This is a genomic window from Sphingomonas sp. BL-S-29 (assembly GCF_055521495.1).
Genome location: NZ_CM145482.1, coordinates 4232943 through 4259582, shown reverse-complemented (window position 1 = coordinate 4259582; position 26640 = coordinate 4232943). Strand labels below are relative to the sequence as shown.

Annotated in this window: 21 protein-coding genes; 10 read left to right on the top strand and 11 right to left on the bottom strand. The window is 66.6% G+C overall.

The window, feature by feature from the left end:
- Positions 1 to 11 precede the first annotated feature (11 nt).
- The 7 genes from ACZ1I2_RS20200 to ACZ1I2_RS20170 form a co-directional block, all read right to left on the bottom strand.
- A complete protein-coding gene (locus tag ACZ1I2_RS20200) occupies positions 12 to 587 on the bottom strand; it encodes a NifU family protein (RefSeq protein ID WP_465173885.1) in 576 nt (191 codons plus the stop codon).
- A gap of 94 nt (positions 588 to 681) precedes the next feature.
- Positions 682 to 1911 (bottom strand): DUF1501 domain-containing protein, encoded by a 1230-nt coding sequence (locus tag ACZ1I2_RS20195; RefSeq protein WP_465172392.1) that lies wholly within the window; start codon positions 1909 to 1911, stop codon positions 682 to 684.
- 15 nt (positions 1912 to 1926) lie between these two features.
- Entirely contained in the window at positions 1927 to 3465 is a 1539-nt protein-coding gene (locus tag ACZ1I2_RS20190) for a DUF1800 domain-containing protein (RefSeq protein WP_465181511.1), read from the bottom strand.
- A gap of 170 nt (positions 3466 to 3635) precedes the next feature.
- The gene (locus ACZ1I2_RS20185; RefSeq protein ID WP_465172394.1) at positions 3636 to 4478 is read right to left on the bottom strand and encodes a phytanoyl-CoA dioxygenase family protein; all 843 of its coding nucleotides are present in this window, start codon (positions 4476 to 4478) and stop codon (positions 3636 to 3638) included.
- On the bottom strand, positions 4475 to 5329 hold the full coding sequence (locus tag ACZ1I2_RS20180) for a phytanoyl-CoA dioxygenase family protein (protein WP_465172395.1): 855 nt from the start codon (positions 5327 to 5329) through the stop codon (positions 4475 to 4477). The genes ACZ1I2_RS20185 and ACZ1I2_RS20180 overlap by 4 nt, the downstream gene beginning before the upstream one ends.
- Positions 5326 to 5946 carry a 7-cyano-7-deazaguanine synthase gene (locus ACZ1I2_RS20175; RefSeq protein WP_465176065.1) on the bottom strand — a complete coding sequence of 207 codons (621 nt, stop codon included), beginning with the start codon at positions 5944 to 5946 and terminating at the stop codon, positions 5326 to 5328. Before ACZ1I2_RS20175 ends, ACZ1I2_RS20180 begins: the two co-directional genes overlap by 4 nt.
- The gene (locus tag ACZ1I2_RS20170; RefSeq protein WP_465181510.1) at positions 5943 to 7718 is read right to left on the bottom strand and encodes a RiPP maturation radical SAM C-methyltransferase; all 1776 of its coding nucleotides are present in this window, start codon (positions 7716 to 7718) and stop codon (positions 5943 to 5945) included. Before ACZ1I2_RS20170 ends, ACZ1I2_RS20175 begins: the two co-directional genes overlap by 4 nt.
- A 239-nt stretch (positions 7719 to 7957) precedes the next feature.
- Here ACZ1I2_RS20170 and ACZ1I2_RS20165 point away from each other — a divergent pair, with 239 nt between their 5' ends.
- The 3 genes from ACZ1I2_RS20165 to ACZ1I2_RS20155 all read left to right on the top strand — a co-directional run bounded on the left by ACZ1I2_RS20165 (position 7958) and on the right by ACZ1I2_RS20155 (position 11066).
- On the top strand, positions 7958 to 8278 hold the full coding sequence (locus ACZ1I2_RS20165) for a hypothetical protein (RefSeq protein ID WP_465172398.1): 321 nt from the start codon (positions 7958 to 7960) through the stop codon (positions 8276 to 8278).
- Between the two features lie 150 nt (positions 8279 to 8428).
- Entirely contained in the window at positions 8429 to 8809 is a 381-nt protein-coding gene (locus ACZ1I2_RS20160; RefSeq protein WP_465176067.1) for a 6-carboxytetrahydropterin synthase, read from the top strand.
- Positions 8810 to 8993: 184 nt separating this feature from the next.
- Positions 8994 to 11066 (top strand): TonB-dependent receptor plug domain-containing protein, encoded by a 2073-nt coding sequence (locus tag ACZ1I2_RS20155; protein ID WP_465176068.1) that lies wholly within the window; start codon positions 8994 to 8996, stop codon positions 11064 to 11066.
- A 382-nt stretch (positions 11067 to 11448) separates the two neighbouring features.
- Here ACZ1I2_RS20155 and ACZ1I2_RS20150 read toward each other — a convergent pair whose 3' ends face one another.
- Complete coding sequence (locus ACZ1I2_RS20150; RefSeq protein ID WP_465172401.1) at positions 11449 to 12309, bottom strand: aspartyl/asparaginyl beta-hydroxylase domain-containing protein; 861 nt, start codon at positions 12307 to 12309, stop codon at positions 11449 to 11451.
- 213 nt (positions 12310 to 12522) lie between these two features.
- Here ACZ1I2_RS20150 and ACZ1I2_RS20145 point away from each other — a divergent pair, with 213 nt between their 5' ends.
- Positions 12523 to 15417 (top strand): M16 family metallopeptidase, encoded by a 2895-nt coding sequence (locus ACZ1I2_RS20145; protein WP_465176069.1) that lies wholly within the window; start codon positions 12523 to 12525, stop codon positions 15415 to 15417.
- Between the two features lie 184 nt (positions 15418 to 15601).
- On the opposite strand, the gene ACZ1I2_RS20140 is transcribed toward ACZ1I2_RS20145, so the two are convergent.
- The 3 genes from ACZ1I2_RS20140 to ACZ1I2_RS20130 are packed head-to-tail and all read right to left on the bottom strand — an operon-like array spanning position 15602 to position 20184.
- Positions 15602 to 17386: an AMP-dependent synthetase/ligase gene (locus ACZ1I2_RS20140; protein WP_465172403.1), complete on the bottom strand. Its 1785-nt coding sequence runs from the start codon at positions 17384 to 17386 to the stop codon at positions 15602 to 15604.
- Positions 17387 to 17436: 50 nt separating this feature from the next.
- On the bottom strand, positions 17437 to 19107 hold the full coding sequence (gene ggt, locus ACZ1I2_RS20135) for a gamma-glutamyltransferase (protein ID WP_465176070.1): 1671 nt from the start codon (positions 19105 to 19107) through the stop codon (positions 17437 to 17439).
- 30 nt (positions 19108 to 19137) lie between these two features.
- On the bottom strand, positions 19138 to 20184 hold the full coding sequence (locus ACZ1I2_RS20130) for a quinone-dependent dihydroorotate dehydrogenase (protein ID WP_465176071.1): 1047 nt from the start codon (positions 20182 to 20184) through the stop codon (positions 19138 to 19140).
- A gap of 248 nt (positions 20185 to 20432) precedes the next feature.
- Here ACZ1I2_RS20130 and ACZ1I2_RS20125 point away from each other — a divergent pair, with 248 nt between their 5' ends.
- From ACZ1I2_RS20125 to ACZ1I2_RS20100, 6 genes are all read left to right on the top strand, one after another.
- On the top strand, positions 20433 to 21290 hold the full coding sequence (locus tag ACZ1I2_RS20125; RefSeq protein WP_465176072.1) for a helix-turn-helix domain-containing protein: 858 nt from the start codon (positions 20433 to 20435) through the stop codon (positions 21288 to 21290).
- A 224-nt stretch (positions 21291 to 21514) separates the two neighbouring features.
- Positions 21515 to 21931, top strand: a complete 417-nt coding sequence (locus ACZ1I2_RS20120; protein WP_465172407.1) for an SUF system Fe-S cluster assembly regulator — start codon at positions 21515 to 21517, stop codon at positions 21929 to 21931.
- Positions 21931 to 23394, top strand: coding sequence for a Fe-S cluster assembly protein SufB (gene sufB / locus ACZ1I2_RS20115; protein WP_465176073.1), 1464 nt, complete (start codon positions 21931 to 21933; stop codon positions 23392 to 23394). The genes ACZ1I2_RS20120 and sufB overlap by 1 nt, the downstream gene beginning before the upstream one ends.
- A gap of 246 nt (positions 23395 to 23640) precedes the next feature.
- Positions 23641 to 24384, top strand: a complete 744-nt coding sequence (gene sufC / locus ACZ1I2_RS20110; RefSeq protein WP_465176074.1) for a Fe-S cluster assembly ATPase SufC — start codon at positions 23641 to 23643, stop codon at positions 24382 to 24384.
- Positions 24385 to 24529: 145 nt separating this feature from the next.
- Positions 24530 to 25282: a SufD family Fe-S cluster assembly protein gene (locus tag ACZ1I2_RS20105; protein ID WP_465176075.1), complete on the top strand. Its 753-nt coding sequence runs from the start codon at positions 24530 to 24532 to the stop codon at positions 25280 to 25282.
- A 168-nt stretch (positions 25283 to 25450) separates the two neighbouring features.
- A complete protein-coding gene (locus ACZ1I2_RS20100) occupies positions 25451 to 26632 on the top strand; it encodes an aminotransferase class V-fold PLP-dependent enzyme (RefSeq protein WP_465176076.1) in 1182 nt (393 codons plus the stop codon).
- Positions 26633 to 26640 lie beyond the last annotated feature (8 nt).

Here is a 26640-nt window from a genome sequence, read left to right as displayed (position 1 = left end):
AGAAAAGGCGATCAGATCGCCCGGACTTCGGTGACCTCGGGAACGTAATATTTGAGCAGCTGCTCGATCCCGTTCTTCAGGGTCGCGCTCGACGAGGGGCAGCCCGAACAGGCGCCCTGCATTTGCAGATAGACCTTGCCCTTGTCGAAGCCGCGATAGACGATGTCCCCGCCATCATTCGCCACCGCCGGGCGGATGCGCGTTTCGATCAGGTCCTTGATCTGAATGACGATGTCCGCGTCTTCCGGATCCTCGGCGAACATCTCGTCCGCGGCGGGAACCGCGATCTCGCCGGCATTGCCGGGGCGGAACAGCGGCATGTTCGCGCTAAAATGATCGAGCAGCAGGCCGAGGACGTCCGGCTTCAGCCCTTCCCACTCCACGCCGGGCGCCGCAGTAACCGAGATGAAATCGCGCCCGAAGAACACGCCGGTCACGTCGCCCAGCCCGAACAGCGCGTTGGCCAGCGGCGAGGCCTCGGCTTCCTCCGGTGTCGCGAAGTCGCGGGTACCCGCCTCCATGACCGTGCGGCCGGGGAGGAACTTGATGGTCGCCGGGTTCGGCGTGGTCTCGGTCTCGATCAGCATGGGTCGCATGTGGGCCGACAGCGCCGCGGGATCAAGGATCGATATGGAAACCCTTGTTCTCGCAATCATCCCCGATCCATCCGGGACGGGGCGATCATACGATCCGCAGATCCACTGGCGCAGTGTCCGGGAAGATCGTCTGCAGCCGCGCGGCATCCAGCCCGTAGTGCCGCGCCAGCAATCCGCCGGTCAGCGCGCGATAATCGGTCAGCACGGGGAGGTCCCGGCCCTGGTTGAGCGTCTCCGGCGCGATTTTCACCTGCGGGCCGACGATCCGCCCGCCGGCCACCCCGCCGCCCATCACCCAATAGACGCTGCCATGGCCATGATCGGTGCCCCTGTCGCCGTTTTCGCGGAAGGTGCGGCCGAATTCGGAGACGACCAGCACGATCGTGCTCGACCACGCCTCCGGCCCGATCTCGTCGGCGAATCCGGCCAGGCCGCGCCCCAGCTCGCCGATCCGCGCCGCGAGGTAACCCTGCGCGGCACCCTGGTTCACATGGGTGTCCCACCCGCCGACATCGACAAAGGCAAGGTTGAACTGGTCGCGCATCAGTCGTCCGATCCGGCGCGCCGAAAGCTCGAAGCCCTTGGGGCTCACCGCGCCGCGATTGGCCGCCATCATCTCCTGGGCGATCGACTTGTATACGGTGTCGCGCACCCTGAACCCCTGCGCCACCGATCCGCCCAGATCGCTGGTGCCGAGACGCTGGCCCTTGTACATCGCCTCGATCAGCTGGGCCTGCCGCGGATCGATCCCGGGCCTGCCCACGCCGTTCAGCGCGATATTCGGAATCGAGCCGCCGCCGCCGCGAAAGATCAGCGGCATCTGGTCGGTAAAGGCGATCGGCCGGTTGCCCGCCGCGGCATCGGTGCCGATCACGTCCGCCAGGCGCGCCATGAAACCCGACTGATAATTGCGCGAGCCGCCGATCGGCTGGCCCAGCTCGATCGTGTCCTGAGTCTCGAAATGGCTCCGGCTCATATCGTCGGTGCCGGCAAAGGGGACGAACGCGATCTGCTTCTTGTCCCATAGCGGCAGGATCGAATCCTTCAGCGCAGGATGCAGGCTCCAGTCGGTGTCGAGCGGCAACGCCGCGTCGGGATTGGCCGGATCGGGCTTCTTCAGCGCCAGCGTCGGCCTGGCGGCCGCATAGAAATCGCTGCCGGTCGGCGCGATGATGTTCGCCGCGTCATAGGCGCCGCGCAGGAACACGACCAGCATCCGCGCGCCTGCCGCCTGCGGCGCGGCGAAGGCGCGTCCGGCCAGCACCAGCGGCGTGGCGATCGCGACGGTCTTGAGCAGGGTGCGGCGGTCGATCATGGCATTTCTCCGGCCTCAGCGGCGCATGAATTCGGGGGATGACAGGAACAGGCTGTTCCACTCGTTGGGCGACGCGGCCTGATCCAGCGCGGTCCGCGTCGGCGCGGACAGGCGATCGTGCAGACCCTTGACCTGCAACGCGTTCTGGAGGCGCGGGAATGCCGGCTGATCGGTCGCGCCGGCCACGGGAGCGTTGAACAGCCCGGCAGGGCTACCGCCGATCTGCCGGGCGATCTCGAAGCGGACGCTGAGCTGGCCGGGCCCGATCCAGGCGGCGGAAGTCAGCGGATAGCCGTCCGGCGTCTCGCGCGCATACAGGCCTTCGCCCATGCGCCGGAGCCAGCCGAGGATCGGCGCGCTATTGGCGATCACCCGGTCGTCATGCACCAGGCGTACCGCCGACACCGCATAATGGATCGGGTCCTTGAACGCCTTGCCCAGCGACGCGTCGAATTCGCGCGACCGGAACAGAGTACGCAATACCGCGGCGATATCGCCATGGCTGCGCCGGAAGGTCGCGGCCATCCGGTCGACCAGCGCCGCGGGCGGGGCGTCGCCGACGAAAAAGATCGCCAGCCGCTCCGAGATGCGACGGGCCGTCGCGGGCGAGGCGGCGATCAGGTCGAGCGCCTGTTCCACCTCGGCGAACCCCGACCCCTTGATCTTCTGGCCCAGGAACATCTTGTCGCCGAAATCGTGCCGGGCCGGATTGAATTCGAACAGCCCCTCGCGGATCAGCAGCGGCTGCAGGGTCGGCTTCAGCTTGGGCGGATCGGGCTTCAGGTCGACGCCTACGCCGGTCAGGATCCGCGCCAGTTCTTGCACATCCTTCTGGGTATAGCCCGAACCCACTCCCATCGAGTGCAGTTCCATGATCTCGCGCGCGTAATTCTCGTTGATATGGCCGGCGCTGTTCTGGCTGTTGTCGAGATAGCGCAGCATCGCCGGATGGCGCAGCGTCGCTTCCAGCAGATCGCGATACCGGCCAAGCGCGTGGACTCGGATCGCCTGGTCCTCATAATCGCCCACCATGGCGCGGATGTCGGCCTTCGCCGCCTGGACGTTGAACTGATTGAACCAGAACCAGGTCATCTGCTCGCGGAGCTGGGCCGGGGAATAGAGGTCGCGCAGGATCGATCGGGTCGCTGCCTGAGTTTCCAGGCCCTGGATGTGTTTGTTATAGGCGGCGATTGCCGCCTTTTTCTGATCCGGATCGGTCAGCGCCCGCGCGGCACGGTTTTCCGCGTCGAGATTCACCACCAGCGTCGCCATCGGCGTGCCGCTGATCTCCATCGCGTCGATCTGCGCCTGAGCGGCGACGGGCAGGGGGGCGTTGGCCGGCATACGCAGTTGCGCGTCGATCAGCGCGGAAGCGCCATGCCCGTCCAGCGCCGCGATGGAACAGCGAGACGCGCCCCAGCTTATCCGGTTGAGCAGCGCCACTTGTCGAGCCGCGCGATCGGGCGGCGCGCCCCCGCCGATCAGCAGCGCCAGCGCCGCGAGCGCGCCCGCGCGACTCAGGGATGGACACAAGGCAAGCCGGCGCAACGCCATAAACATGCAACTCGTTGTCCCGGACGGCTTTCATGGCACCGGGATGATTGCTCCAGGCTTAACGCGCGACGGGAATGGTGGATGCCCGCCGATTTTCGTCGCGTCCCGTCGCGAAATCCCTTCACCGCATCTATCCGCCAGATCAGGGATGATGGGCGTGGCGCGTTGCGTCAGGGTCTTGGCCACGCAACCGGAAAGCGTGGCCCGTCGAGCAGGTCGCCGGTTTGCAGGTTATACCATCCGCGCTCATCTTCGCGTACTTCGGGCAGGTTGAAACGCACGCCGTCGCCGGCAAAACGCAATGCCCAGGAACGGCGCGGCACCGCGCTTTCATTGCCCCCGCTGCCATGGATCGTCGCCGGGTGATGCGCGATGACGTCGCCGCAGCGGATCGGGCAGCGCACGATGCTGGCGGCGTCGGCGATCGCGATATCGCCAGCCTGCTCGCCGCGCGCCCGCCAGCCCTGATGCGACCGGTGCGAACCGGAGATGAATTCGAGCGGCGCGCCGGCATCGCTGACATCGCCGAGCGACACCCAGAGCGAGCATTTGCGGTCTCCCATCATCACGCCGCCGCCATCGTCGTCATGCCATTCGGTCGCCTCGCGGGCGCCGGCTTCCTTCACGAACAGGATATCGTCGACGAAGCGCGCGGTGGTCGATCGCATCAGTCCGGCCGCCAGCGCACCCACCGCGCCCCGCACCGCGAAGTCGCGAACGGTCGGATCTTGCCGGGCGGAATTGAAATAGACGTAGAAATGCCCACGCCGCTCCATTTCCTCCTGAAACCGCGGGGCGCCGAACAGCTCGTCGGGGGTGGTCGGCACGGCCAGCGCAATGGCCTCCTCGGTCACGTCGAGCGCTTCGGACCGGGCGAGCAGTCGCTCGCACGCGCCGACCAGCGGGGCGAGCCAGTTCGGCGACAGGACGTCGCGCAGGATGACATAGCCGTCGCGCTCGAAGGCCTGGATTTCGGCAGGCGTCACGGGGCGCAACGGAGCGAGTCCGGTCATGTCTGTGCCTCCGTCGGAACCGGCCAGGCGATGGCGAAGCGTGGGCCGGACAGCGGCGCCCCATCGGGCAGGCCGTAATAGCTGCGCGCTTCGCGCCGCGTGTCGCGCAGGAGAAAGTGGGCCTTCTCCCCGGCGTAACGGAACGACCAGGTCTCGCGCGTCGATGCGCTGCGATTGGGGCCGGCGGCATGGAGCGTGTCGAGATCGTGAACCGCGATGTCGCCGCACGCGATCGGGCAGGTCAGGATATCATGCGGCGCTCCCGCCGCGAGCGCGTCGGCGGAGAGTCCGCGGTCGCGCCAGCCACGATGCTTGCGGTGCGAGCCGCGCAGATACTGCACCGGCCCGGCTTCGAGCGGCACATCGGCCAGCGATATCCACACCGAGCAGCGTTGCGGCCCCGTGGCGACGCTGCCCCGATCATCGTCATGCCATTCGGTCGGCTCGATGGTGCCGGGTTCCTTCACGAACAGGATGTCGTCGACGAAACGAACGCGGGTTGCCCGCATCAGCGCGGCGACCAGCGCGCCGATCGCGCCGCCCAGCGCAAAGGCCAGCACCGCGGGTTCGTCGCGCGCGGTGTTGAACCGCATCCGGAAATGGCCGCGCGCGGCGAGCGTGCTGGCAAAGCTGGGTGCGCCGAACAGGGCGTCGGGCGGCGGAAGCCCGACACGTAACGTCTCGTCGGTGATGTCGAGCGCCGCGGGGCCGCGGATCAGCCTGGCGCAGACGGTGCGCAACGGCGCCAGCGCCTCGGGCGACAGCACCGCGCGCAGCACGACGAAGCCGTCCCGTTCGAACTGGTCGATCTCTTCGCCAGTGGGCAGGCGCAGGGGGATGTGCGCGCTCATTCGGCGGGAAGCCCAAGCTCGGCAAAGGTCGCCTGCCGGATGCCGCAGGGCGCGCAGATCCCGCACGGGACGGGGCCGGGCATATGGCACGACCAGGTCAGCTCGAGTGGCACCCCCAAAGTCAGGGCCGCGCGCACCACCTGCGTCTTGGACAGGCCGGCCAGCGGCGTGCGCAGGTCCGGCGCGGAATCCTGTCCCAGTTTCAGCGCGGCCGCAAAGGCCGCGAAAAAGGCCGGGCGGCAGTCGGGATGGCGCCAGTCCGCCGCGGTCGCGCCGAGATAGATGCGGTCGGCGCCGCGCGCCTCGGCGACGCTCGCCGCGATCGACAGCAGGATGATGTTGCGCGCCGGCACATAATTGGTCGCGGCGGGATCGGGCCCCGCCGCGTCGCGACCGATCAGCCCGCCGCTCAACCAGCCCCCCATGTCGAGGTTCACGATCAGCATTTCGACCCCCAGCCGCGCGGTGACGGCGGCCAGCCGGTCGAGCTCGATCTGGTTGCGCTGGCCATAATCGATCCCCAGCGCGAGGACCGGCCCGCCCGAGCGCGCGGCGAGCGCGATGCACAGCGATGAATCGATCCCGCCGGAAGCAAGCACGACTGAGCCGCCGCTCATCGCCCCGGGCTCCCGGGCAATGCCAGCGCGAGCACTTGCTGGCCGTCGCGCATCGCCAGCCCGGCGGCGACGAAGGTATCGACGATCTCGCACACCGCGTCGGTAGAAATGCCGCAGTGGCGCGCCAGGGCCGCGATCGTCGCCGGGGCATCGCTGCAGGCGACGTACAGGGCGGCAGCGGGATCGTCGAAGCGGAAGGAGGCAGGTGCCAGCGCGCTGCGACGATCCTCGACATGCAGGATGCCCGGGGCCCACCAGAAGGTCAGCGTCGGCCGTTCCCCGGCCTGCCAGCGCGCATTCCACGCCTCGAGCGACCGCACGAGCGGAACATAGGCGGCATCCGCTAGGCTGCCCTCCAGCTCGCCCGAAAAATGATAGGCGGCGCGCTCGAGATCGACCGTGGCAGGGTAGGTGTGCGCATAACCCTGCTCCGGCACCGCGCGTCCGCCGCGCACCGGATAGAGCTCGGGGCGTTCGAAATAGGGGCTGAACCGCTCCAGCCCGATGCGCAGGAAACCGCCCGGCGGCGAGAGGTGGACGATCCCCTTCGCCAGCTGTTGTTGCTCGGCATAATCCTGCTCCGTTTCGCCGGGAAAGCCGAACAGCAGGTTCCAGTGCGTGTCGACGCCGTAATGGCGGGTCCAGCGCAGCAGATTGACGTTGGTCACCGCGCGGGTGCCCTTGCGCATCAGGTGCAGCAGATGGGAACTGAGCGACTCGATGCCGGGCTGCACCGCGCGCACCCCGGCATGGTGGAGCAGCCGGATGTCCTGCCGCGACAGATCGGCCTTCACTTCGTAGAACAGCCAGTAATCCATCGACGCCTCGGCGAGTGGCTGCATCATCGAGCGCAGATAGTCGACATTCATGATATTGTCGGTGGCGTTGAAGGCGAGGCTGCCGTGCCGTCCGGCCAGCGTCGCGAGCTCGCTGAGCACGCGGTCGGGCGATTTGGCGCGATAGGTCATGGTGCTGCCGTTCAGGCCGCAGAACCGGCACGTCACCTTTGCGCCCCACCAGCAACCGCGGGAGCTTTCAAACGGCATGTCGACGCTGCGGATCGATGCCGGGGTGAGCAGCCCGAGATCGAGCGCGCGGTCGAAATATTCGCCGAACTCGGGCACCGGCAGATCGTCCATGCGGTCGAGCGGTATGGCGGGCGGACCCGACGCGATGCTGTCGCCGTCGCGCCACAACAGGCCCGGGATCGCCGAGAGATCGGTGCCGTTCGCCAGCGCGCCGAGCAGCACGGGAAAGGATCGATCCGATTCGCCGCACAGCGCCAGGTCGATCTGCGGCACCGCCTCCATCCACGCCCGACCCATCGGGCCATCGAAATTGGCGCCGCCGAACAACAGGGTGATGTCGGGATGCAGCGTCTTGAGGCGCCGCGCCAGCGCGAAGGAGGCGACATTCTGCTGGAAGGTCGAGGTGAAGGCGATGACGGCATAGCGCGCCCAGTTGGTCCCGGCGATCAGGCCGTCCAGATAGGCGGGCACGACGATGTCCCGCACATGGCGCAACTCGTCGGCCGTCATCCCCAGCAGGTCGAGCGTCTCCTGGGTGGCCGCGCCGAGATCCTCCAGCATCGTGCCGGCCGGATCGGGCGCGGCGCTGCCAAAGGCGTCGCGGGAGAACAGCCAGTCGCCGACCATCGGATCGCGTGTACAGGCAAGATGATGATAGCGCGGGACGCCGAGAATCTGCGCGAGATCAAGGTTGAGGTGAAGCGTGTCGACTGAAAATCCGCCGATTCTGGCGATTTCTCCCAAGAGACCGGCCTGAAGTGATGGCCGAGTCGACAGTGCAAATGGCATCACGACGAATGCCACTTTAAAGTCATAACGAAGAGTCAATGACTGATCGGAGATAAATTCGATACAGTTCAAGGAATGGTCGAATCGAACGATTTGCTTTTCATCCATACCTCAGTCATGATGAAGGCCCGGACAGAATTTTTAGGTGCGGATATTGCGGTCCTGGTACATTTTTATCATGAAGGTGGCAAGCGATGCAAAATAGTGACTCAGAACTTTACGCCGTCACCGCCAAGGACATCGAGTCCCTCGCGGAAAGACTTGACGTTCTTGCCGCAAGCATGGGCGAAGGAGAGCGTTCCGCCCTCGCGCGGGTGATCCTCAATGCCGCGACGGCAGCGAAATCCGAAAGGGATCCTATCACCGAATTCAGCGGTCCGTTGGCCAACAGCATCGCAATCGGTGCTAACTATACCAAGGACGGACAAACGGCCCCGGTCGTGCCGATCAGCATTGGGGAGCTCCGGTCGAAAGAGCGGGCGTTCTTTCGCGGCGTCACGCGCTCGCCGGGTTGATCGCATCTCATCGCTGGCGCTGCCTGGCTCTCTCCCCCGGGAGGGCCGGGCGCGTCCTCGCCTGACGGCGATGCGCGCGCACGCCGTCATGCCGGTGCGCCGCTGGTGGCGCCTTTCGCTCCAGTCGCCCAAGAGGATCGGAAGCCGCTGATGTTCGAGCTCAGCAAGCAGTTTCGCTTCGACGCTGCGCATACGCTCGACCGCGCGATCGAAACCGCCTCCAGCCGCAGGATCCATGGCCACAGCTACCGCGCCGAAGTCACCGTGCGCGGGCGGGCCGATCCGGTTACCGGCATGGTGGCCGATCTCGGCCTGCTGGAGCGCATGGTGGCCGAGGCGCGCGATGCGCTCGACCACCGGTTCCTCGACGAAATCGACGATCTCGGGCCGGCTACGATGGAAAATCTCAGCCTGTGGATATGGGGCCGGTTGTCGCCGGTCGTCACCGGTCTTTTCCGGGTAAGCATCTACCGCGACAGCAGTGGCGAAACCTGCTCCTATTGGGGGGAGGCGTTTCAGGGGGACCGCTAAGGGCCACGCCCATCCCGTGCGCAATGTCGCCGGATTCCCGACGGCGCGAGCGCCGCGAGCCCGACTCGGGGAGGAGGCAGCCGGCGCGACGCCTTTCGCCTGATGAGCGCTCGATCGCCGCCCAATCTTGCATACAGTCTGTAAATCGTGCACGCAAAGGTCGGGGCTCGGGGGAGGAACCGCATTGTCGCGTCGCTGGATCGTTGGTCTGTGCCTGTCCTTCGCCGTGCTCGACGATGCGCCGCTCCGCGCCCAGGAAGCGCCGGTGCCGGACGATGCGGCGCCGGTGACCGAGGCCGTTGACGGCGGTCGCGTCACCATCTGGCCGCCGGCCTTCTTCGCTGAGTTCCAGCCGACCAATGCGCTCGACATGATCCTGCGCATCCCGGGCTTCACTTATGAACGCGGCGACACTGGCCAGCGCGGCCTTTCGGGCGCGAGTGGCAATATCCTGATCGACGGCCAGCGCCCGTCGACCAAGTCGCTCGCGCTCGACGATATCCTGCGCCGCATCGCGGTCGAGGATGTGACGCGCATCGAGGTGATCCGCGGCAGCGCGCCGGGCGTCGACATGCAGGGCCGCCCGATCGTCGCGAACGTCATCCGCAGGGCAGGGGGCACCTCCTCCGCCGCGGTCGAGCTGCTGACCAAATTCTACGGGGACAACATACCCGCGCGCGTCGCCCGGATCGAGGGATCGCGCGCCCGCGGCAACCTGTCGCTCGAAGGCGCGATCCAGTGGCGCGACGAGAAGGATCAGGGCGCGTCCGGCACCGGCCATGTGATGCGCCGCGACCGGAACGGGGCGCCGGCCAGCTTCGGCACATTCGAGGCGGCATGGGATCGCCGGCTGCTCGCCGGCAACGGCGCGGCGGAATATCGCACCGGCCCGAACTTCTTCCGTCTGAGCCTCAGCGGCGAACTCAGCCATGAGGACCGGCGGGACATTTCCAGGCTCTTCGACACGGCGGGTATCCGCTTCGACGAACGCGTCATCACTGACTTCCAGAGCAACGAGTTCGCCGCCAGCCTCGATTACGAACGCACATTCGGCAATGCGCTCACGGTGCGCCTGCTCGCGCTCGAGAGCCGGGAGCACGACACGAGCAGTTCGACCTCGACCGGTCTGTCGCCCATCCAGGTTTCGACCGAGGATGCGCTCGCCGGCGAATCCATCGTCCGCGGCGCCGCTACCTGGCTCCCGGCCGAAACTCTCACCCTGGACGGCAGCGTCGAGCGCGCGTTCAATTTCCTCGATGCGGAGAACACGCTCGAACGCGGCGGGGTGCCGATCATCCTTCCCTCGGCCGATGTCCGGGTCGAGGAGCGCCGCATCCAGGCGCAGATGTCGGCGCGGTGGCAGGCCTGGGCGGAAGGCACGCTCGAGGCGAACCTTGCCTATGAAAGCTCGACCATCGCGCAGCAGGGCGATGCCGACAGCTCGCTCACCCTGCGCTACTGGAAGCCCCGGCTGAACGCGACGATTGCGCCGTTCAAGGACTGGGAAGTGCGGCTGCGCGCCGAACGCACCGTCAGCCAGCTCGATTTCGAGGATTATGCCAGCACCGCCTCGCTCGACACCGGTACCGTCAATGCCGGCAATCCGGATCTGGTGCCGGAACAGGCCTGGGTGTTCGAGGCCGCGATCGAGCGTCATTTCTGGGCGCGAGGCGCGCTGACTCTCACCGCCAGCCACGCCGCGATAAGCAATGCCATCGATCTGGTCCCGATTGACGGCCGCTTCGACGCGCCCGGCAATATCGGTAGCGGTACAAGGCAGGAAGCCAAGGCGTCGCTCACCCTCCCGTTCGACCGCCTCGGCGCGCCGGGCCTTTTACTCCGCTTCAACGGCGCGCTGCGCTGGTCGCGCGTCACCGATCCGGTGACCCTGGCGACGCGCCGCATCTCCAACCAGCGCCCGACCGGCGGCGACGTCTCGCTGATCAAGGAACTGCCCGCGCTCAAATCGGTGTTCACCGCCGATGTCTTCTTCGGCTGGAAAGAACGCTCCTACCGCATCAACGAGATACGCACCGAGAGCTCGTCGAACGATCCGCTCGCCAAGATCTATTGGGACTGGACGCCGCGCCCGGGCACCTCGCTGCGCCTCCAGGTCGAAAACATCGCCTTCCGCCAGCGCAGCCGCGACCGCATTCGCTTCGACGGGCCGAGGAGCGCGGGGCATATCTCCGGGTTCGAGCGGCGGACGGCGGTGCTCGACCCGTTCTTCATGATGCGGCTGCGCAGGAGTTTTTGACCGTTGGCCTGACTTCCCCGACTGCAGGACGATTCAAGTTTCCGGCGGGTAATGTCACGCACGCGCCATGAACGATCCCCCCGCCGCAAGACCCGAACCGCGCGCAAGGCTGACTCGAGCAGCGGAAATGTCAGCCCCGATCCGCCACGAATAGGGGAAAGTTTCGCCGGATATCGACGCATTTTTCCGCTGTTATGGCGTAACAGGGAAAACGGCTACCAAGCCGCTGATGCCGCACGAAAATTGTCCGGCGGAAATCCAACATAACAGCGGAAGAAAAAACGAAACTCGAAAAATCCCGGTGCAGCACGCGCAAAGGCACGGGAAAACCGCATCGTCTGACGGGCTGGTCGGGAAAAAGGCGGCGGTCGTCGCCGCTTCCTCAAACGTCGAGCTGCTTCACCGCCTCGTTCCAGCTGTGGATATTGTCCCGCGCTTCCTGCACGAAGGCGGAGCGGCGCACGATGCTCAGAAAGGCGTCGGCGATCCACTTGCCCGGGCGCCGCAGCGGCCGTTCGAACTGGATCAGCAGCACCACGCGCGTGCCGGCCGTGTCGTTCCACACCTCATGGTCATAGGTGTCGTCGAACACCAGGGTCTCGCCTTCCGCCCAGCGCACCACCCGGTCGTCCACGCGCATCCGCACATCGCCGTCGCGCGGCACGATCAGGCCGAGATGGCAGGTGATCAGCCCTTTGGTCACGCCGCGATGCGCCGGGATATGCGTGCCAGGCGCCAGGATCGAGAAGAAGGCGCTGTTGAGCCGCGGGATTTGCGCGACGATACTCGCGGTCTTCGGGCACTGTGCCAGATTGTCCTCGATCGGGTAGCTGTACCCCCAGAGGAAAAAGGACCGCCACATGTTCACCGCAGCGATCGCGCGGTGATCGGGCGAGATGGTCGCGAGGCTCGGCGAGGCGTCGCCCTGCAGCGCGACCGCGATCGCTTCCTCGCGGATCTCGCGCCAATGCGCGCGCAGCAGCGCCGTCCAGGCGAAATCGCGCACGTCGAGCACGGGCTCGTTCGAGACGAGCGAGGAGGAGGCAATCAGCCGGTCGAACAACCCGCGCAGATGCTTGCCATATTTGATGAGCAGCGGCCGGTCGCGTTCCGCTTCCAGCCTGGGCTGGGGATTGGGCACGCCCGAGATCACCGTGAGATCGGGGATGCGCGAGCCGTGCGGGGGCGTCTTGCCCGATTTGCGCCACAAAGCATTCGCGTCCGGTCCGGTTTCGACTCTCATCCGCTACCACGCCTCCGCACGTCACTGGCGACGCGCCGGCCCGGAAAAGCCTCATCTGCGTCGCGATCGAATACACCCCGCAATAATGCGGCAACCGAATCGTTATCGGCCGTGTTCGACCAAATAGTGGCGATGGCGTGGAGTTTAACGGCAGGTTCAGGTTTGCGTCAGCAACGCTGGCCGCGATCGGATTACACCGCTAGGATCGCCTTCATGTATGTAACACCGCGCGCGCTGCGCCTGTCGCTCCTCGCTTCGCTGCTGCTCGGCCTGTCCCCGACGGTCAGCGGCCAGACCGCTCCGGCACCGGTCGCCGGCTCCGGCAACATCGCGAGCCGCGAGGCGTGGCTGTACAAGGGCAGCGACATCGTGCCGGACGCCGCCTGGCGCTTCGGCACGCTGACCAACGGCTTGCGCTACGCGGTGCGCAAGAATGGCGTGCCGCCGGGCCAGGTCTCGGTGCGGGTGCGGATCGATGCCGGCTCGCTGATGGAGCAGGACAGCGAGCTCGGTTACGCTCATCTGATCGAGCATCTGTCCTTCCGCGGCTCCGAGTTCGTGCCCGATGGCGATACCAAGAAGGTGTGGCAGCGGCTCGGCGCCACCTTCGGGTCGGACAGCAATGCGCAGACCACCCCGACCCAGACGGTCTACAAGCTCGATCTGCCCAACGCGTCGGAGGCGAGCCTCGATGACGCGCTGAAGATCCTCGCCGGCATGGTCAGCAAGCCCAACATCACTCAGGCTGGCCTCGCGGCGGAGCGGCCCGCGGTTCTCGCCGAGCAGCGCGAGCAGCCGGGGCCGCAGGTCCGGCTGTCGGATGCGATGAACGCCGCGTTCTTCGCCGGCCAGCCCTTTGCCGACCGGTCGCCGATCGGCCACACGAAGACGCTAGAGGAAGCGACCCCCGGGACGGTCAGGGCGTTCCACGATCGCTGGTACCGGCCGGAACGCGCCGTGGTCGTCGTGTCGGGCGATCTCGATCCGGCGATCTTCGAACGCCTCGTGGCCAAATATTTCGGGGCGTGGCGCGGCACCGGCCCGGCGCCGGCCGAGCCCGATTTCGGCGTGCCCGATGCGAAGCAGCCGACCACCAAGGCGATCGTCGAGCCCGGCCTGCCGACCATGGCGATGATCGCGGTGCTGCGCCCTTGGAAATTCAATGCCGATACGGTGATCTTCAACCAGAACCGCCTGGTCGACATGGTCGCGCTGGCCGTGATTAACCGGCGGCTCGAGACGCGGGCAAGGGCAGGGGGCAGCTATGTCTCGGCCCGGGTCGGGCTCGACGATCCGGCGCGCTCGGCCAATGTCACTTTCGTGCAGGTCGCGCCCGTCGGCGACGATTGGGAAGCCGCGCTGAAGGATGTCCGCGCGGTGATCGCCGACGCGCAGGCCTCGCCACCGTCCCAGGCCGAGATCGACCGCGAGCTCGCCGAGCAGGGTATTGCCTACAAGACGATGGTCGATACCGCGCGCGCCGATGCCGGCAGCAAGCTTGCCGACGACATGGTCCAGGCCGTCGATATCCGCGAGACGACGACGAGCGCGGCGGTGATCCAGAACGTGTTCCTCGATGCGCGGCGCAAGGGCATGTACTCGCCCGCGCGGATCCTCGCCTCGACGAAACGCATCTTCCAGGGCACCACGACCCGCGCGCTGGTTAGCGTGTCGAAGCCGGAAGAGGGCGCCGCGGCCAGGCTCGCCGCAGCGCTCAGCGCTGACGTGAAGGGCGTCGCCGGCATCCGCAGCACTCAGGCAGCGGTCGATTTCTCGAAGCTGCCGAAGCTTGGTCCCCCGGCCAAGGTGGTGAGCCGCAAGAAGATTTCCGAATTCGGGCTGGAGCAGGTCACCTTCTCCAACGGCGTGCGCCTGATGGTCTATTCGACCACGTCGGAGGATGACCGGGTCTATGTCCGCGTGCGGTTCGGCAAGGGCTTCAACGCGCTTCCGGCCGATCGCGAAAGCCCGGCCTGGGCCGGCGAGTTCGCGCTGATCGCGGGCGGCATCGGCAAGCTCAAGCAGGGCGATATCGACGCCATGGCCGCCGGCCGCCGCATCGGGCTCGACTTCGACGTGGACGACGATGCCTTCCAGCTGGGTGCCATGACCTCGCCGGGCGATCTGCCCGATCAGCTCAGGCTGATGGCCGCCAAGCTGGCCGCGCCGGCCTGGGACCCGAGCCCGCTCGCCCGCGCCAAGACAGCGGTGCTGGCCAATTATGCCGGCCTCGAATCCTCGCCTGACGGCGTGCTCGCGCGCGATCTCGACGGCCTGCTCCGCGGCGGCGATCCGCGCTGGGGCACGCCGACCCGCGAGGAGATCCGCAACACCACGCCCGAGGCGTTCCGCACCCTGTGGGAGCCGCTGCTCGCGACCGGGCCGATCGAGGTGCAGGTGTTCGGCGATATCGGCACGGACAAGGCGATCGACGCGGTCGCGCGGAGCATCGGCGCGCTGAAGCCCCGCGTCGACGATGCGCGGCCGGTGCCGCCGGTGCATTTCCCCGCGCACAACCAGACCCCGGTGATCCGCACCCATGACGGGCCGGAAAACCAGGCCGCGGCGGTGATCGCCTGGCCGACCGGCGGTGGAATCGAGGGTGTCGCCGAGAGCCGCCGTCTCGACGTGCTCGCCGCGATCTTCAGCGACCGGCTGTTCGATCGGCTGCGCTCGGAAGCGGGGGCGAGCTACAGCCCCAGCGTATCGAGCAGCTGGCCGATCGGCCTGCCCTCGGGCGGCCGCGTGATGGCGGTCGGCCAGGTCGCGCCGGCGAATCTGCCGCTGTTCTTCAAGCTCTCCCGCGAGATTGCGGCCGACCTCGTCGCCAATCCCGTCAGCGACGACGAGCTGCGGCGGACCATCGGCCCGATGATCGAAGTGCTCAAGCGCCAGTCGACCGGCAACCAGTTCTGGATGCTCAACCTCGAAGGCGCGACCTACGACCCCCGCCGCATCGCCGCCTTCCGCAGCGTGCTCAGCGACATCTCGACCCTGACGTCGGTCCAGCTGCAGGAAACGGCGCGCAAATATCTGCGGCCCGATACCGACTGGACGCTGGAGGTGTTGCCGAAGTCAGTGGCGGGGACGGTCGCTTCGGCGAAGTAACCCTTATCTCCCTCTCCCAGCGGGAGAGGGAAGGGGCCCATCGCTCTTGCGATGGGAAGGGTGAGGGTGAGAGGTAGCGCCCAAGTCACCCTCATCCGGCGCTTCGCGCCACCTTCTCCCGAGGGGAGAAGGAATAGAGGATTGATTCAACCTTCGGCCCAGCCATGCCAGACCCCGGCCATGCCTACCCCTTGTACAGCGCGTCCAGCCGCGGCCCGTACACCTCTTTCAACACATGCCGCCGGATCTTCAGCGAGGGCGTCAGCTGCTCGTTCTCGATCGTGAAATGCTGGTCGGCCAGGATGAAGCGGCGGACGCGCTCGATCACCGAGAGGTCCTTGTTGACCCGCTCGACCGCCGCGCCGATCGCGGTGCGGTAGCTGCTATTCTCCGCCAGCCGCGCGAAATCGCATTTGTCGCCGTTCCGCGCACACCATTCCTGGGTCCATTCCGGATCGGCGACCAGCACCGCGACCATATACGGCTTGCGATCGCCATAGATCATCGCCTGGACGATCTCGGGCTGCAGGGTCAGCATGCCCTCCACCTTCTGCGGCGCGACATTGTCGCCCTTGTCGTTGACGATGATGTCCTTCTTGCGGTCGGTGATCTTGATCCGGCCCTTGTCGTCGATCAGCCCGATATCGCCGGTGTGGAGCCAGCCGTCCTTCAGCACCCGCGCCGTCTCGGCCTCGTTGCGCCAATATCCGTGCATGACCAGCTCGCCGCGCACCAGGATCTCGCCATCCTCGGCGATGCGCACCTCGGTATTGACCAACGGCGGGCCGACCGTGTCCATGCGCAAGCCCACCGAAGGCCGGTTGCACGAGATGACCGGGGCCGATTCGGTCTGGCCATAGCCCTGCAGGAAGGTCAGCCCGAGCGACTGGAAGAAGATGCCGACTTCGGGGGTCAGCGGCGCGCCGCCCGACACCATCGCCTTGATCCGCCCGCCGAAGCGCTTCTGGATCTTCGGCTTGAGCGTCGCCTTGAGGAACAGGTTCATCGGCTGGTCGAGCAGCCCCATGCGCCCTTCATATTCCTTGGCGCCCAGGTCCTGCGCCTTGCCGAGCAGATAGCTGGAGAATTTGCCCTGCTTCTCCACGGCCTTGGAGATGCGGGTGCGCAGCACCTCGAACAGCCGCGGCACCACGACCATGATGGTGGGGCGCACTTCCTCGATGTTGGAGGCCAGCTTGTCGAGGCCCTCCGAATAATAGATCTGCGCGCCGAGCCCGATCGGAAAATGCTGCCCGCCGGTATGCTCATAGGCGTGGGACAGAGGGAGGAAGGACAGGAACACTTCGTCCTCCCAGCCGAAATCCTCCGAGATGACGGTGCAGCAGCCATTGACGTTATGCAGGATCGCGCCGTGATGCTGCATCACGCCGCGTGGCGCCCCGCCGGTGCCGCTGGTGTAGATGATGCACGCCGTGTCCTCGCGCGTCGCGTTGCTGACCATACCGGACGGATCGGTCTTGTGGTCGGCGATCAGCTTTGGCCAGCTATACACGTCGAGCGTACCCGGCTGGGTGATGCGGATATCCTCGATGCCGATGATGATCTTGGCATTGTCCGCGCGGATCGCGGCGGGCAGCAGCGTCCGGGCCAGCTTGGCGCTCGACACGATCACGGCCTTGGCGCCCGAATTCTCGATGATGTGGCTGTGATCGCGCTCGGTATTGGTGGTGTAGGTCGGGACGGTGATGCAACCGGCGGCCATGATCGCGAGGTCGCTGATGCACCATTCCGGGCGGTTCTCCGCGACCAGCATCACGCGGTCGCCAGGGGCCAGCCCGATTGCCTTCAGCCCGGCGGCCAGGCTAGCGACCTTTTCGGCGGTCTCGCGCCAGCTGGTCGGCACCCAGGCGCTGCCGGCCTTGTGCCACAGAAAGGGCTTGTCGCCCTTCTCCCGCGCCCGCGCGAAGAACATCGTGACGAGGTTGGGGAAATGTTCGAGCGTTCGCATTGTCTCTCCCGGGGAGGGGCGCGCCGTGTTCGGCTGCGCCGTTCAGGTTTTCAGGGCAGGTCGCTCAGTGCTGTTCCGACACTCCTTGGGTCCGCCGCGCCGACCCAGCCCCTGGCCGTGCGTTCCGCCGCATTCGCCTTGAGGCCGAGGCTGGATATCACGACCTGATGGCCCAGTCTCTCCAGCGGCTCCTTCATCGGCTCGAGCGACGTGCCCTTTTCGAGGATCAACGTCCGGCCGCTGAAATAGATCAGTCCCTGGCCGATCGACTCCTGTGCGCTCATGCCCCAGTCGAGATGGGCGATCAGCGCCTTCGCGACCTGCATGATGATCGTCTTGCCGCCGGCCGCGCCGACGGTGAACACCGGCTTGCCCTTGGCGTCATAGACGATGGTCGGCGCCATCGACGACAGCGGGCGCTTGCCGCCCTCGACCCGGTTGGCGACGGGCGCGCCTTCCTTCTCCGGCGCGAAGGTAAAGTCGGTCAGTTCGTTGTTGAGCACATAGCCGTTCGCCATCAGCTGGCTGCCGAACGGCCCCTCCACGGTCGATGTCATGCCGACGATGTCGCCGGCCTTGTCGATCGCGATGAAATGGGTGGTGCCGTGGATCTCGTTCTGCACCGCCGCGGTCCGCGCCTGCGCGCCCGGCGGCGTGCCCGCTTCATAGGCCGGCAGGGTCACGGTGGTGGAGATCAGCATGGATCGCCGGGCGAGATAGGCCGGATCGATCATGCCCTTCACCGGCACCTGCACGAAATCGGTATCGCCCAGATATTTCTCGCGGTCGGCATAAGCGAGTTCCATCGCCTCGCCGATCAGATGCCAGGCGACCGGCGAGTTCGGCCCCATCTTCTTCAGGTCGAAACGCTTCAGCATGCCGAGGATCTCGAGCACCGTCACCGCGCCTGAGGAGGGCGGGCCCATGCCGCAGATCCTGTACGTCCGGTAGAAACCGCAGACGGGCGGCTGCTCCTTGGCTTGATAGGCGGTCAGGTCGGCAAGGGTGATGTCGCTGCTATTGACGGAGGTGCCGGTCGCGGCGGCGACGATCGCCTTCGCGTTGTCGCCGGCATAGAACGCTTCGGGCCCTTCATCGGCGATCCTGCGCAGGATCGCGGCGAGCGCCGGGTTCTTCATCGTCGCGCCCACTACGGGCACCTGGCCGTCGACCGTGTATTGCTTCGCGATTTCCGGGAAGCGGTCCCAGATGCGCGCCATGCCGGCGATGCGGTCGTTCAGCGGCTTGCTGACCTGATAGCCGTCCTCGGCCAGCTTGATCGCGGGGGCGAACAGCGCCTTCCATGGCAGCTTGCCCCATTTCTGGTGAGTCAGCGCGGCCAGCCGGATATTGCCCGGCACGCCGACAGACTTGCCGCCCTGGAACGCCTGGCCGAACGGCATCGGCTTGCCGTCCGCGCCGAGGAATCGCTGCGGCGTTGCGGCGGCCGGCGCTTTTTCGCGGCCGTCGATCGTGTCCATCTTGCCGGTCTTGCCGTCGTGATGGACCAGGAAACCGCCGCCGCCGATGCCGCTCGATTGCGGTTCGACCACGGTCAGCGCCAGCATCATCGCCATCGCGGCATCGGCCGCGCTGCCGCCTTCGCGCAAAATCTCTCGCCCGGCTTCGGTCGCACGCGGATCGGCGGAGGTGACGACGCCCTGAGCGGAGGCGACGGGGGAATAGACGAGGATGGCAAGCGCGAGCAGGAGCTTCTTCATGGCTCCGTGGTAGCGGTGACTATCGCTACGTCAACCGGCCCCGACGGCATCCGCGACATGATCATGCCCATCCCGCTTCAGCAGGCCCGCCAGGCCGTGCGCGATCCGGCGCGGCAGGCCGGGGCCCTCATAGACCAGCGCGGTATAGAGCTGGACCAGGCTCGCCCCCGCGCGGATGCGGGCATAGGCTTCCTCGGCACTGCCGATCCCGCCGACCGATATCAGCGGCAGCGTGCCGCCGGTCGCCTTGCGGAAATCGCCCAGGCGCTGCCGTGCGAGCGCAGCGAGCGGCGCGCCCGACAGGCCGCCGGTCTCCGCCGCATGGGCGGATCGCAGCCCGGGACGGGAAATGGTCGTGTTGCTGACGATCAGCCCGTCGATATGGTGCGTGATCGCCGCGCGCGCGATCTCGTCGATCGCGGCAGGCTCCAGGTCGGGCGCGACCTTCAGGAACAAGGGTGGCCGCTGGATTGGCAGGTGCCGCGCTTCGTCAGCCGCGGCGAGCAGCTCGGCCAGTGCCGCGCCGTGCTGCAGCTCGCGCAGGCCCGGCGTATTGGGGGAACTGATGTTGATCGTGACATAATCGGCGATCTGCGCGGCTTTCTCCACGCCGTTCCGATAGTCGGCGATCCGGTCGGCCGCGTCCTTGTTCGCGCCGACATTGATGCCGAGCACGCCGCGTCGTTTGGCCCGGGCGGCGCGGGGCAGGGCTGCTTCCAGCCCGCCATTGTTGAAGCCCATGCGGTTGATCACCGCCCGATCCTCGACCAGGCGGAACAGGCGCGGGCGCGGGTTGCCCGGCTGCGGTACCGGCGTCAGTGTGCCGATCTCCACCGCGCCGAACCCCAGGCCGAAAAATCCGTCGATCGCCCGGCCGTCCTTGTCGACGCCGGCGGCAAGGCCGATCGGGTTGGCGAAATCAAGACCGGCCACCGTGATGCGAAGGCTCGAATCGCCCGGTCCGGCCGCCAGCGGCGTCCCCGCCCGAGCCCATGCCTCGAGCATGGCGATCGTCAGGCCGTGCGCGCGCTCGGCTTCGATGCTGAACAGGGCGGGGCGGAGCAGGGGGAACATCATCGGGGCGCTTTGGCATCGCCGGGCCCGCGGGTCAAAAACCGGCTGCGACGAAGCTGCGACGAATATGTCCGAATTGGCGCTTTCATCCAATACAGTCAAACCGCACGCTGGTCTAACGCGCTTGCGACCCGAAGAGCTCCCAACGGGGGTCTCTTTCACTTGGGCCCGGCCGGTTTACCGGCCGGGCCTCTTTTCATTGGTGTCGGACCCGGGTAATGTCGTTTCTGTACAAAACAGGGGCGCGTACATTGCCGGACATCCAGCTCGACTACGCGGTCCCGGCTGCCGACTTGGCCGAATACATCACCCTTTTCTATCACTTCCGCGCGGATGTTCCACTGTTCGAGGACACCGAGCGCGCGGATCATGCGCAGATCCGCTTCCGCCTGTCCCCAGGCGCTTCGGACTACACTTTCCCGGACGGCACGCAGCAGGACGCGACCGAGATCCATGTCGTCGGCCCGACCAGCGGCGCGATGGGGGTCCGCTGTGTCGGCCCCGTCTGGGTGCTCGGCATGGGCGTGACCGCGACCGGCTGGGCCGCGTTGATCGGCAACGACGCGTCGAGCATGCTCAACCGCGTGATCGACGCGACCGATCTGTTCGGGGCGCCGCGCCTGCGCGCCGCCGCCAATGCCTTGCGCGCGGCACCCGATATCCCGGCCCGGGTGGCGATCGGCGAACAATTGATCCGCGAGCTGCTGCGCGGGTGCGATCGCAGCGCGACGACCTTCGTCCGCCATGTCGACACCTGGCTGGCGGGCAGCCCCTCGCCCGACATGGAGGATCTGGTCACCGCGACGAAGCTTTCGCGCCGCCAGGTCGAGCGCAAGTGCAAGGCGCTGTACGGCGCGCCGCCCAAGCTGCTCGCCCGCAAATATCGCGCGCTCCGCGCAGCGGTGGCGTTGGTCTCGGAAAGCCAGTCGGTCGACGACCTGATCGCTCGTGGCTTCTACGACCAGTCGCACCTGATCCGCGAAGTGAAGCAGTTCACCGGCCACACCCCGCGCCAGATCAAGGCGGAACCGAGCCTGTTGTCGCAACTGACCATCAGCCAGCGCGTCGCGCTCGGCGGTCAGGTAAGCCCTCTGGTCAGCGACACGTAATCACTTCCTCCCCAAGCTCGCTTGGGGAGGGGGACCATTCGCTTCTTCAGCGAATGGTGGAGGGGAATTGGAGCGAGGTTGCGTTGCCGCGCTCCAATCCCCCTCCACCATCCTTCGGATGGTCCCCCTCCCCATCTGCGATGGGGAGGAACGAAAACAAGGTTGACCCAAGCCCCTCACGCCCCCACATGCCCAATCGGAACGAATCAATCCGATTGGACCAGATGCGCCTTTCCAGCCTTGCAGACTATGCGGTCGTGATGATGTCCGCCGCGGCCCGCCATTGCGGCGGCGCGGCGCGGCTCAACGCGACCCTGCTCGCCGAGGAAACCGGCCTGCCGCTGCCGACCGTGCAGAAGCTGGTCAGCCGCCTGTCCGCGGCCGGCCTGATCGAGAGCGCGCGCGGCACCGGCGGCGGCTTCCGTCTCGCGCGTCCGGCGGCGGCAATCAGCCTCGCCGATATCGTGGAGGCGATCGAGGGGCCGATCGCGATGACGTCCTGTGTCGAAAATGGCAGCCATGATTGCTGCATCGAGGAGAATTGCCGGGTGAAGCCGCACTGGAACGCCGTCAACGGAGCGGTGAAGGGCGCGCTCGCGGGCGTGTCGCTCGCCAGCCTGTCGCAGCAGGTGCCGGCATAATGGCCACCAGGAACGCAGAGGCGCATGCCGCCGCGAACAAGACATACGAATGGGGTTTCCATTCGGACATCGAACAGGAATTCGCGCCCAAGGGCCTGAGCGAGGACACCGTCCGCTTCATCTCGGCCAAGAAGAACGAGCCCGAATGGATGCTCGACTGGCGCTTGAAGGCCTATCGCCTGTGGCTGACGATGACGCCGCCCGACTGGGCCAAGCTCAACATTCCCCCGATCGACTATCAGGACGCCTATTATTACGCCGAGCCCAAGGCCAAGCCCAAGATCGGCAGCCTGGACGAAGTCGATCCCGAGATCCTGCGCGTCTATGAAAAGCTCGGTATCCCGATCGAGGAGCAGAAGATGCTCGCCGGGGTCGAGGGCGCGCGCAAGGTCGCGGTCGACGCGGTGTTCGACAGCGTCTCGGTCGCCACGACCTTCCGCAAGGAGCTCGAAGCCGCGGGCGTGATCTTCCGGTCGATCAGCGAAGCGATCAAGGAATATCCCGATCTCGTGCGCAAATGGCTCGGCAAGGTCGTGCCGCAGCATGACAACTATTTCGCGGCGCTCAACTGCGCGGTCTTTTCCGACGGCACCTTCGTCTACATCCCGGAGGGCGTGCGCTGCCCGATGGAGCTGTCGACCTATTTCCGCATCAATGCGGAGAATACCGGCCAGTTCGAACGCACGCTGATCGTCGCCGACAAGGGCTCGTACGTCTCGTACCTCGAAGGCTGCACCGCCCCGATGCGCGACGAGAACCAGCTCCACGCCGCCGTGGTCGAACTGGTCGCGCTCGACGACGCCGAGATCAAATATTCGACCGTGCAGAACTGGTACCCCGGCGATGCCGAAGGCAAGGGCGGTATCTATAATTTCGTCACCAAGCGCGCGCTCTGCCAGGGCCGGAACTCCAAGGTCAGCTGGACTCAGGTCGAGACCGGCAGCGCGATCACCTGGAAATACCCCAGCTGCGTTCTCGCGGGCGAGAACAGCGTCGGCGAATTCTATTCGGTCGCCGTCACCAACAACCGCCAGCAGGCCGATACCGGCACCAAGATGATCCATCTCGGCAAGGGCAGCCGCTCGACCATCGTGTCGAAGGGCATCAGCGCCGGCCATAGCGACAACACCTATCGCGGCCTGGTCCGCGTCGCCCCGACCGCCGAGGGCGTGCGCAACTTCACCCAGTGCGACAGCCTGCTCCTGAGCGACCAGTGCGGCGCCCACACCGTGCCCTATATCGAGGTGCGCAATCCCTCCGCCCAGATCGAGCATGAGGCGACCACCTCGAAGATCAGCGAAGACCAGATGTTCTACGCGATGCAGCGCGGCCTCGATGCCGAGGCGGCGGTGGCGCTGATCGTCAACGGCTTCGCGCGCGAGGTGCTGCAGCAGCTGCCGATGGAATTCGCGGTCGAGGCGCAGAAGCTGCTGGGGATCTCGCTTGAGGGGAGCGTCGGGTGATGCACATCATATGGGGGTTTCTGCCGCTTGTATTGCTCTCGGGTGCGGCGACTGCCGGTGCCGTGGCAGTCACGCGGTATGAGATGAATAGTGGAAAGGCGCTGCGTTTCTTTATCCCGTACGAGCCTTGGTCACGTGTTCGGAGCCCAGCGCTCTTCAAAATCCGACAAGCGTTCAATATTCTCTTTGCCGTTTTCGTGGGGCTTGGGTTTCTCGCCTTCCTGATCCAGTTTCTTGGTATTATTCATGCTTCGAATTGAAAACCTCCACGCCGAGATCGACGGCAAGGAAATCCTCAAAGGCCTCTCGCTCGGCGTGAATGCGGGCGAAGTCCACGCGATCATGGGCCCGAACGGCGCAGGCAAGTCGACGCTGGGCTATGTGCTCGGCGGACGACCCGGTTACGAGGTGACCTCGGGCTCGGTCAGCTTCGCGGGCCAGGACCTGCTGGAAATGGCGCCGCACGAGCGTGCGGCCGCCGGCCTGTTCCTCGGCTTCCAGTATCCGGTCGAGATCCCCGGCGTGTCCAACGTCCAGTTCCTGCGCGAGGCGCTCAACGCGCAGCGCAAGGGCCGCGGCGAGGCGCCGCTGTCGGGCGGCGAGTTCCTCAAGCTCGCCCGCGCTCAGGCCGATCTGCTGTCAATGGACCAGGACATGCTCAAGCGCCCGGTCAATGTCGGTTTCTCGGGCGGCGAGAAGAAGCGCAACGAGATGGTCCAGATGGGCATCATCGGCCCGAAGCTGGCGATCCTCGACGAGACCGACTCCGGCCTCGACATCGACGCGCTCCGCGTCGTCGGCGACGGCATCAACCGCATCATGCGCGCGCCCGACAAGGCCGTGCTGCTGATCACCCATTACCAGCGGCTGCTCGACTATGTTCAGCCCGATTTCGTGCATGTCCTGGCCGATGGCCGGATCGTGCGCTCCGGCGGACCCGACCTGGCGCACGAACTCGAGCGCGAAGGTTACGGAGCGCTGGCGGCGTGACATCTGGCAGCTTCCGTCATGCCGGACTTGTTCCGGCATCCATCGAGCCTCAGGCGCTGCAGGCTGATATGGCGCGGGCGCCAACCGGCGGCGCATCTGCGGAAGCATGGACCCCGGAACAAGTCCGGGGTGACGGGAAATGAGTGTGGCTACGCTTGCCATCCCCACACGCCGCGACGAAGCCTGGCGCTACAGCGACCTCGACGCGGTCGCCACCATGTGGCCGATTGACGGACCGGAGACGATCCACGTCCCCGCCGGCGAGGAAATCACCCGCCTCATCGTGCAGGATGCTCCAACCGATGCCGTCGCGATCCGCGACTATACCGTCACCCTCGACGCCGGCGCCCGCGCGACCTTTCATGTGCTCAACACCGGCGGCAAGCTCGGCCGCATCGCGATCGACGTGACCCTGCACGACGGCGCGCATTTCGAGCTGGGCGGGGCGATCCTCGGTGGTGGCGAGCAGACGCTCGAGATCGTCACGACCATGCGCCACATCGAGCCGAATGCGACCAGCAACCAGGTCGTGCGCTCGGTGCTCGGCGGGCGGGCGACGGGCAGCTATCTCGGCAAGGTCGCCGTCGCGCGCCACGCGCAAAAGACCGATGCCAGCCAGTCGGTCAAGGCGATGCTGCTGACCCGCACCGCCACCGCCAATGCCAAGCCCGAGCTGGAAATCTACGCCGACGACGTGAAATGCGCGCACGGCGCGACCGTCGGCGAGCTCGACGCGACGGCGCTGTTCTACCTCGCCAGCCGCGGCATCGCCCCGGCCGAGGCCAAGGCATTGCTGTTGCGGGCGTTCATCGGATCGGTGTTCGACGGCGTCGCGGATGCCGGCGAGCGCGAGGCGGTCGAGGCTGCGGCGCAGGCCGCGCTGGAGCGGATGCTGTGAGCAATCTTCGGCATTCTTCTCTCCCTCTCCCAGCGGGAGAGGGAAGGGGCCCGCGCCGAAGGCGTGGGAAGGGTGAGGGCGATCGGAATGGCTAGTCACCCTCACCCTTCCGTCGCTTCGCTCCTCCCTCCCTCTCCCGATAGGAGAGGGAATACGAGCCCCCTCGACGTGCTCGCCGATTTTCCGGCGATCCCCGCGGGCTGGGCCTATCTCGACACCGCGGCCACGGCGCAGAAGCCGCAACCGGTGATCGACGCGATCACCCGCGGCTATGCCGAGACCTATGCCACGGTCCACCGCGGCGTGTACCAGCGCTCGGCCGACATGACGCTCGCCTATGAGGCAGCGCGCAAGAAGGTCGCCCGCTTCATCGGCGCCGGCAGCGCGGACGAGATCGTCTTCGTGCGCGGTGCGACCGAGGGCATCAACCTCGTGGCCGAGTGCTGGGCGCGCGAGCAGTTGAAGCCGGGCGACCGCATCCTGCTCTCCACGCTCGAGCATCATTCCAACATCGTGCCCTGGCAGATGGCGGCGGAACGCGTCGGCGCCGTGATCGACGTCATCCCGCTGACCGCCGACCACCGCATCGATCTCGATGCGATGGCCGCGATGATCACGCCCGCGCACAAGCTGGTCGCGCTCGCCCATGTCTCGAACGTGCTGGGCTCGGTGCTCGATGCCCGGCGCGCCGCCGATATCGCCCATTCGGTCGGCGCGAAAATCCTGCTCGACGGCTGCCAGGCGGTGCCGCGCCTTGCAGTGGACGTCGCCGCGCTCGACTGCGACTTCTACGTCTTTTCCGGCCATAAGCTCTACGGTCCGACCGGCATCGGCGTGCTGTGGGCGCGGCCCGAGCTGCTCGACGCGATGCCGCCCTGGCAGGGCGGCGGCTCGATGATCGATCGCGTCACTTTCGCGAAGACCACCTACGCGCCGCCGCCGGGGCGGTTCGAGGCGGGCACGCCGCATATCGTCGGCGCACTCGGCCTGCATGCGGCGATCGACTATGTCGAACGCATCGGGCTCGCCGCGATCCACGCACACGAAACGGCGCTGGTGGCGAAGACGCGCGAGGCGCTGTCGCAGATCAATTCGGTGACGCTCTACGGCCCCGAGGATTCCGCGGGCATCGTCAGTTTCTCGATCGAGGGGGTGCATCCGCACGACATCGGCACCATCTTGGACGAGGAACGGGTCGCGATCCGCGCGGGGCACCATTGCGCGCAGCCCTTGATGGAGGCCCTGGGCATTCCGGCAACGGCGCGGGCGAGCTTCGGCGTCTATAACGGCGCGGCGGATGTGGACGCTCTGGTGCGCGGTATCGAACGGGTAACGAGAATTTTCGGGTAGGGATCTTC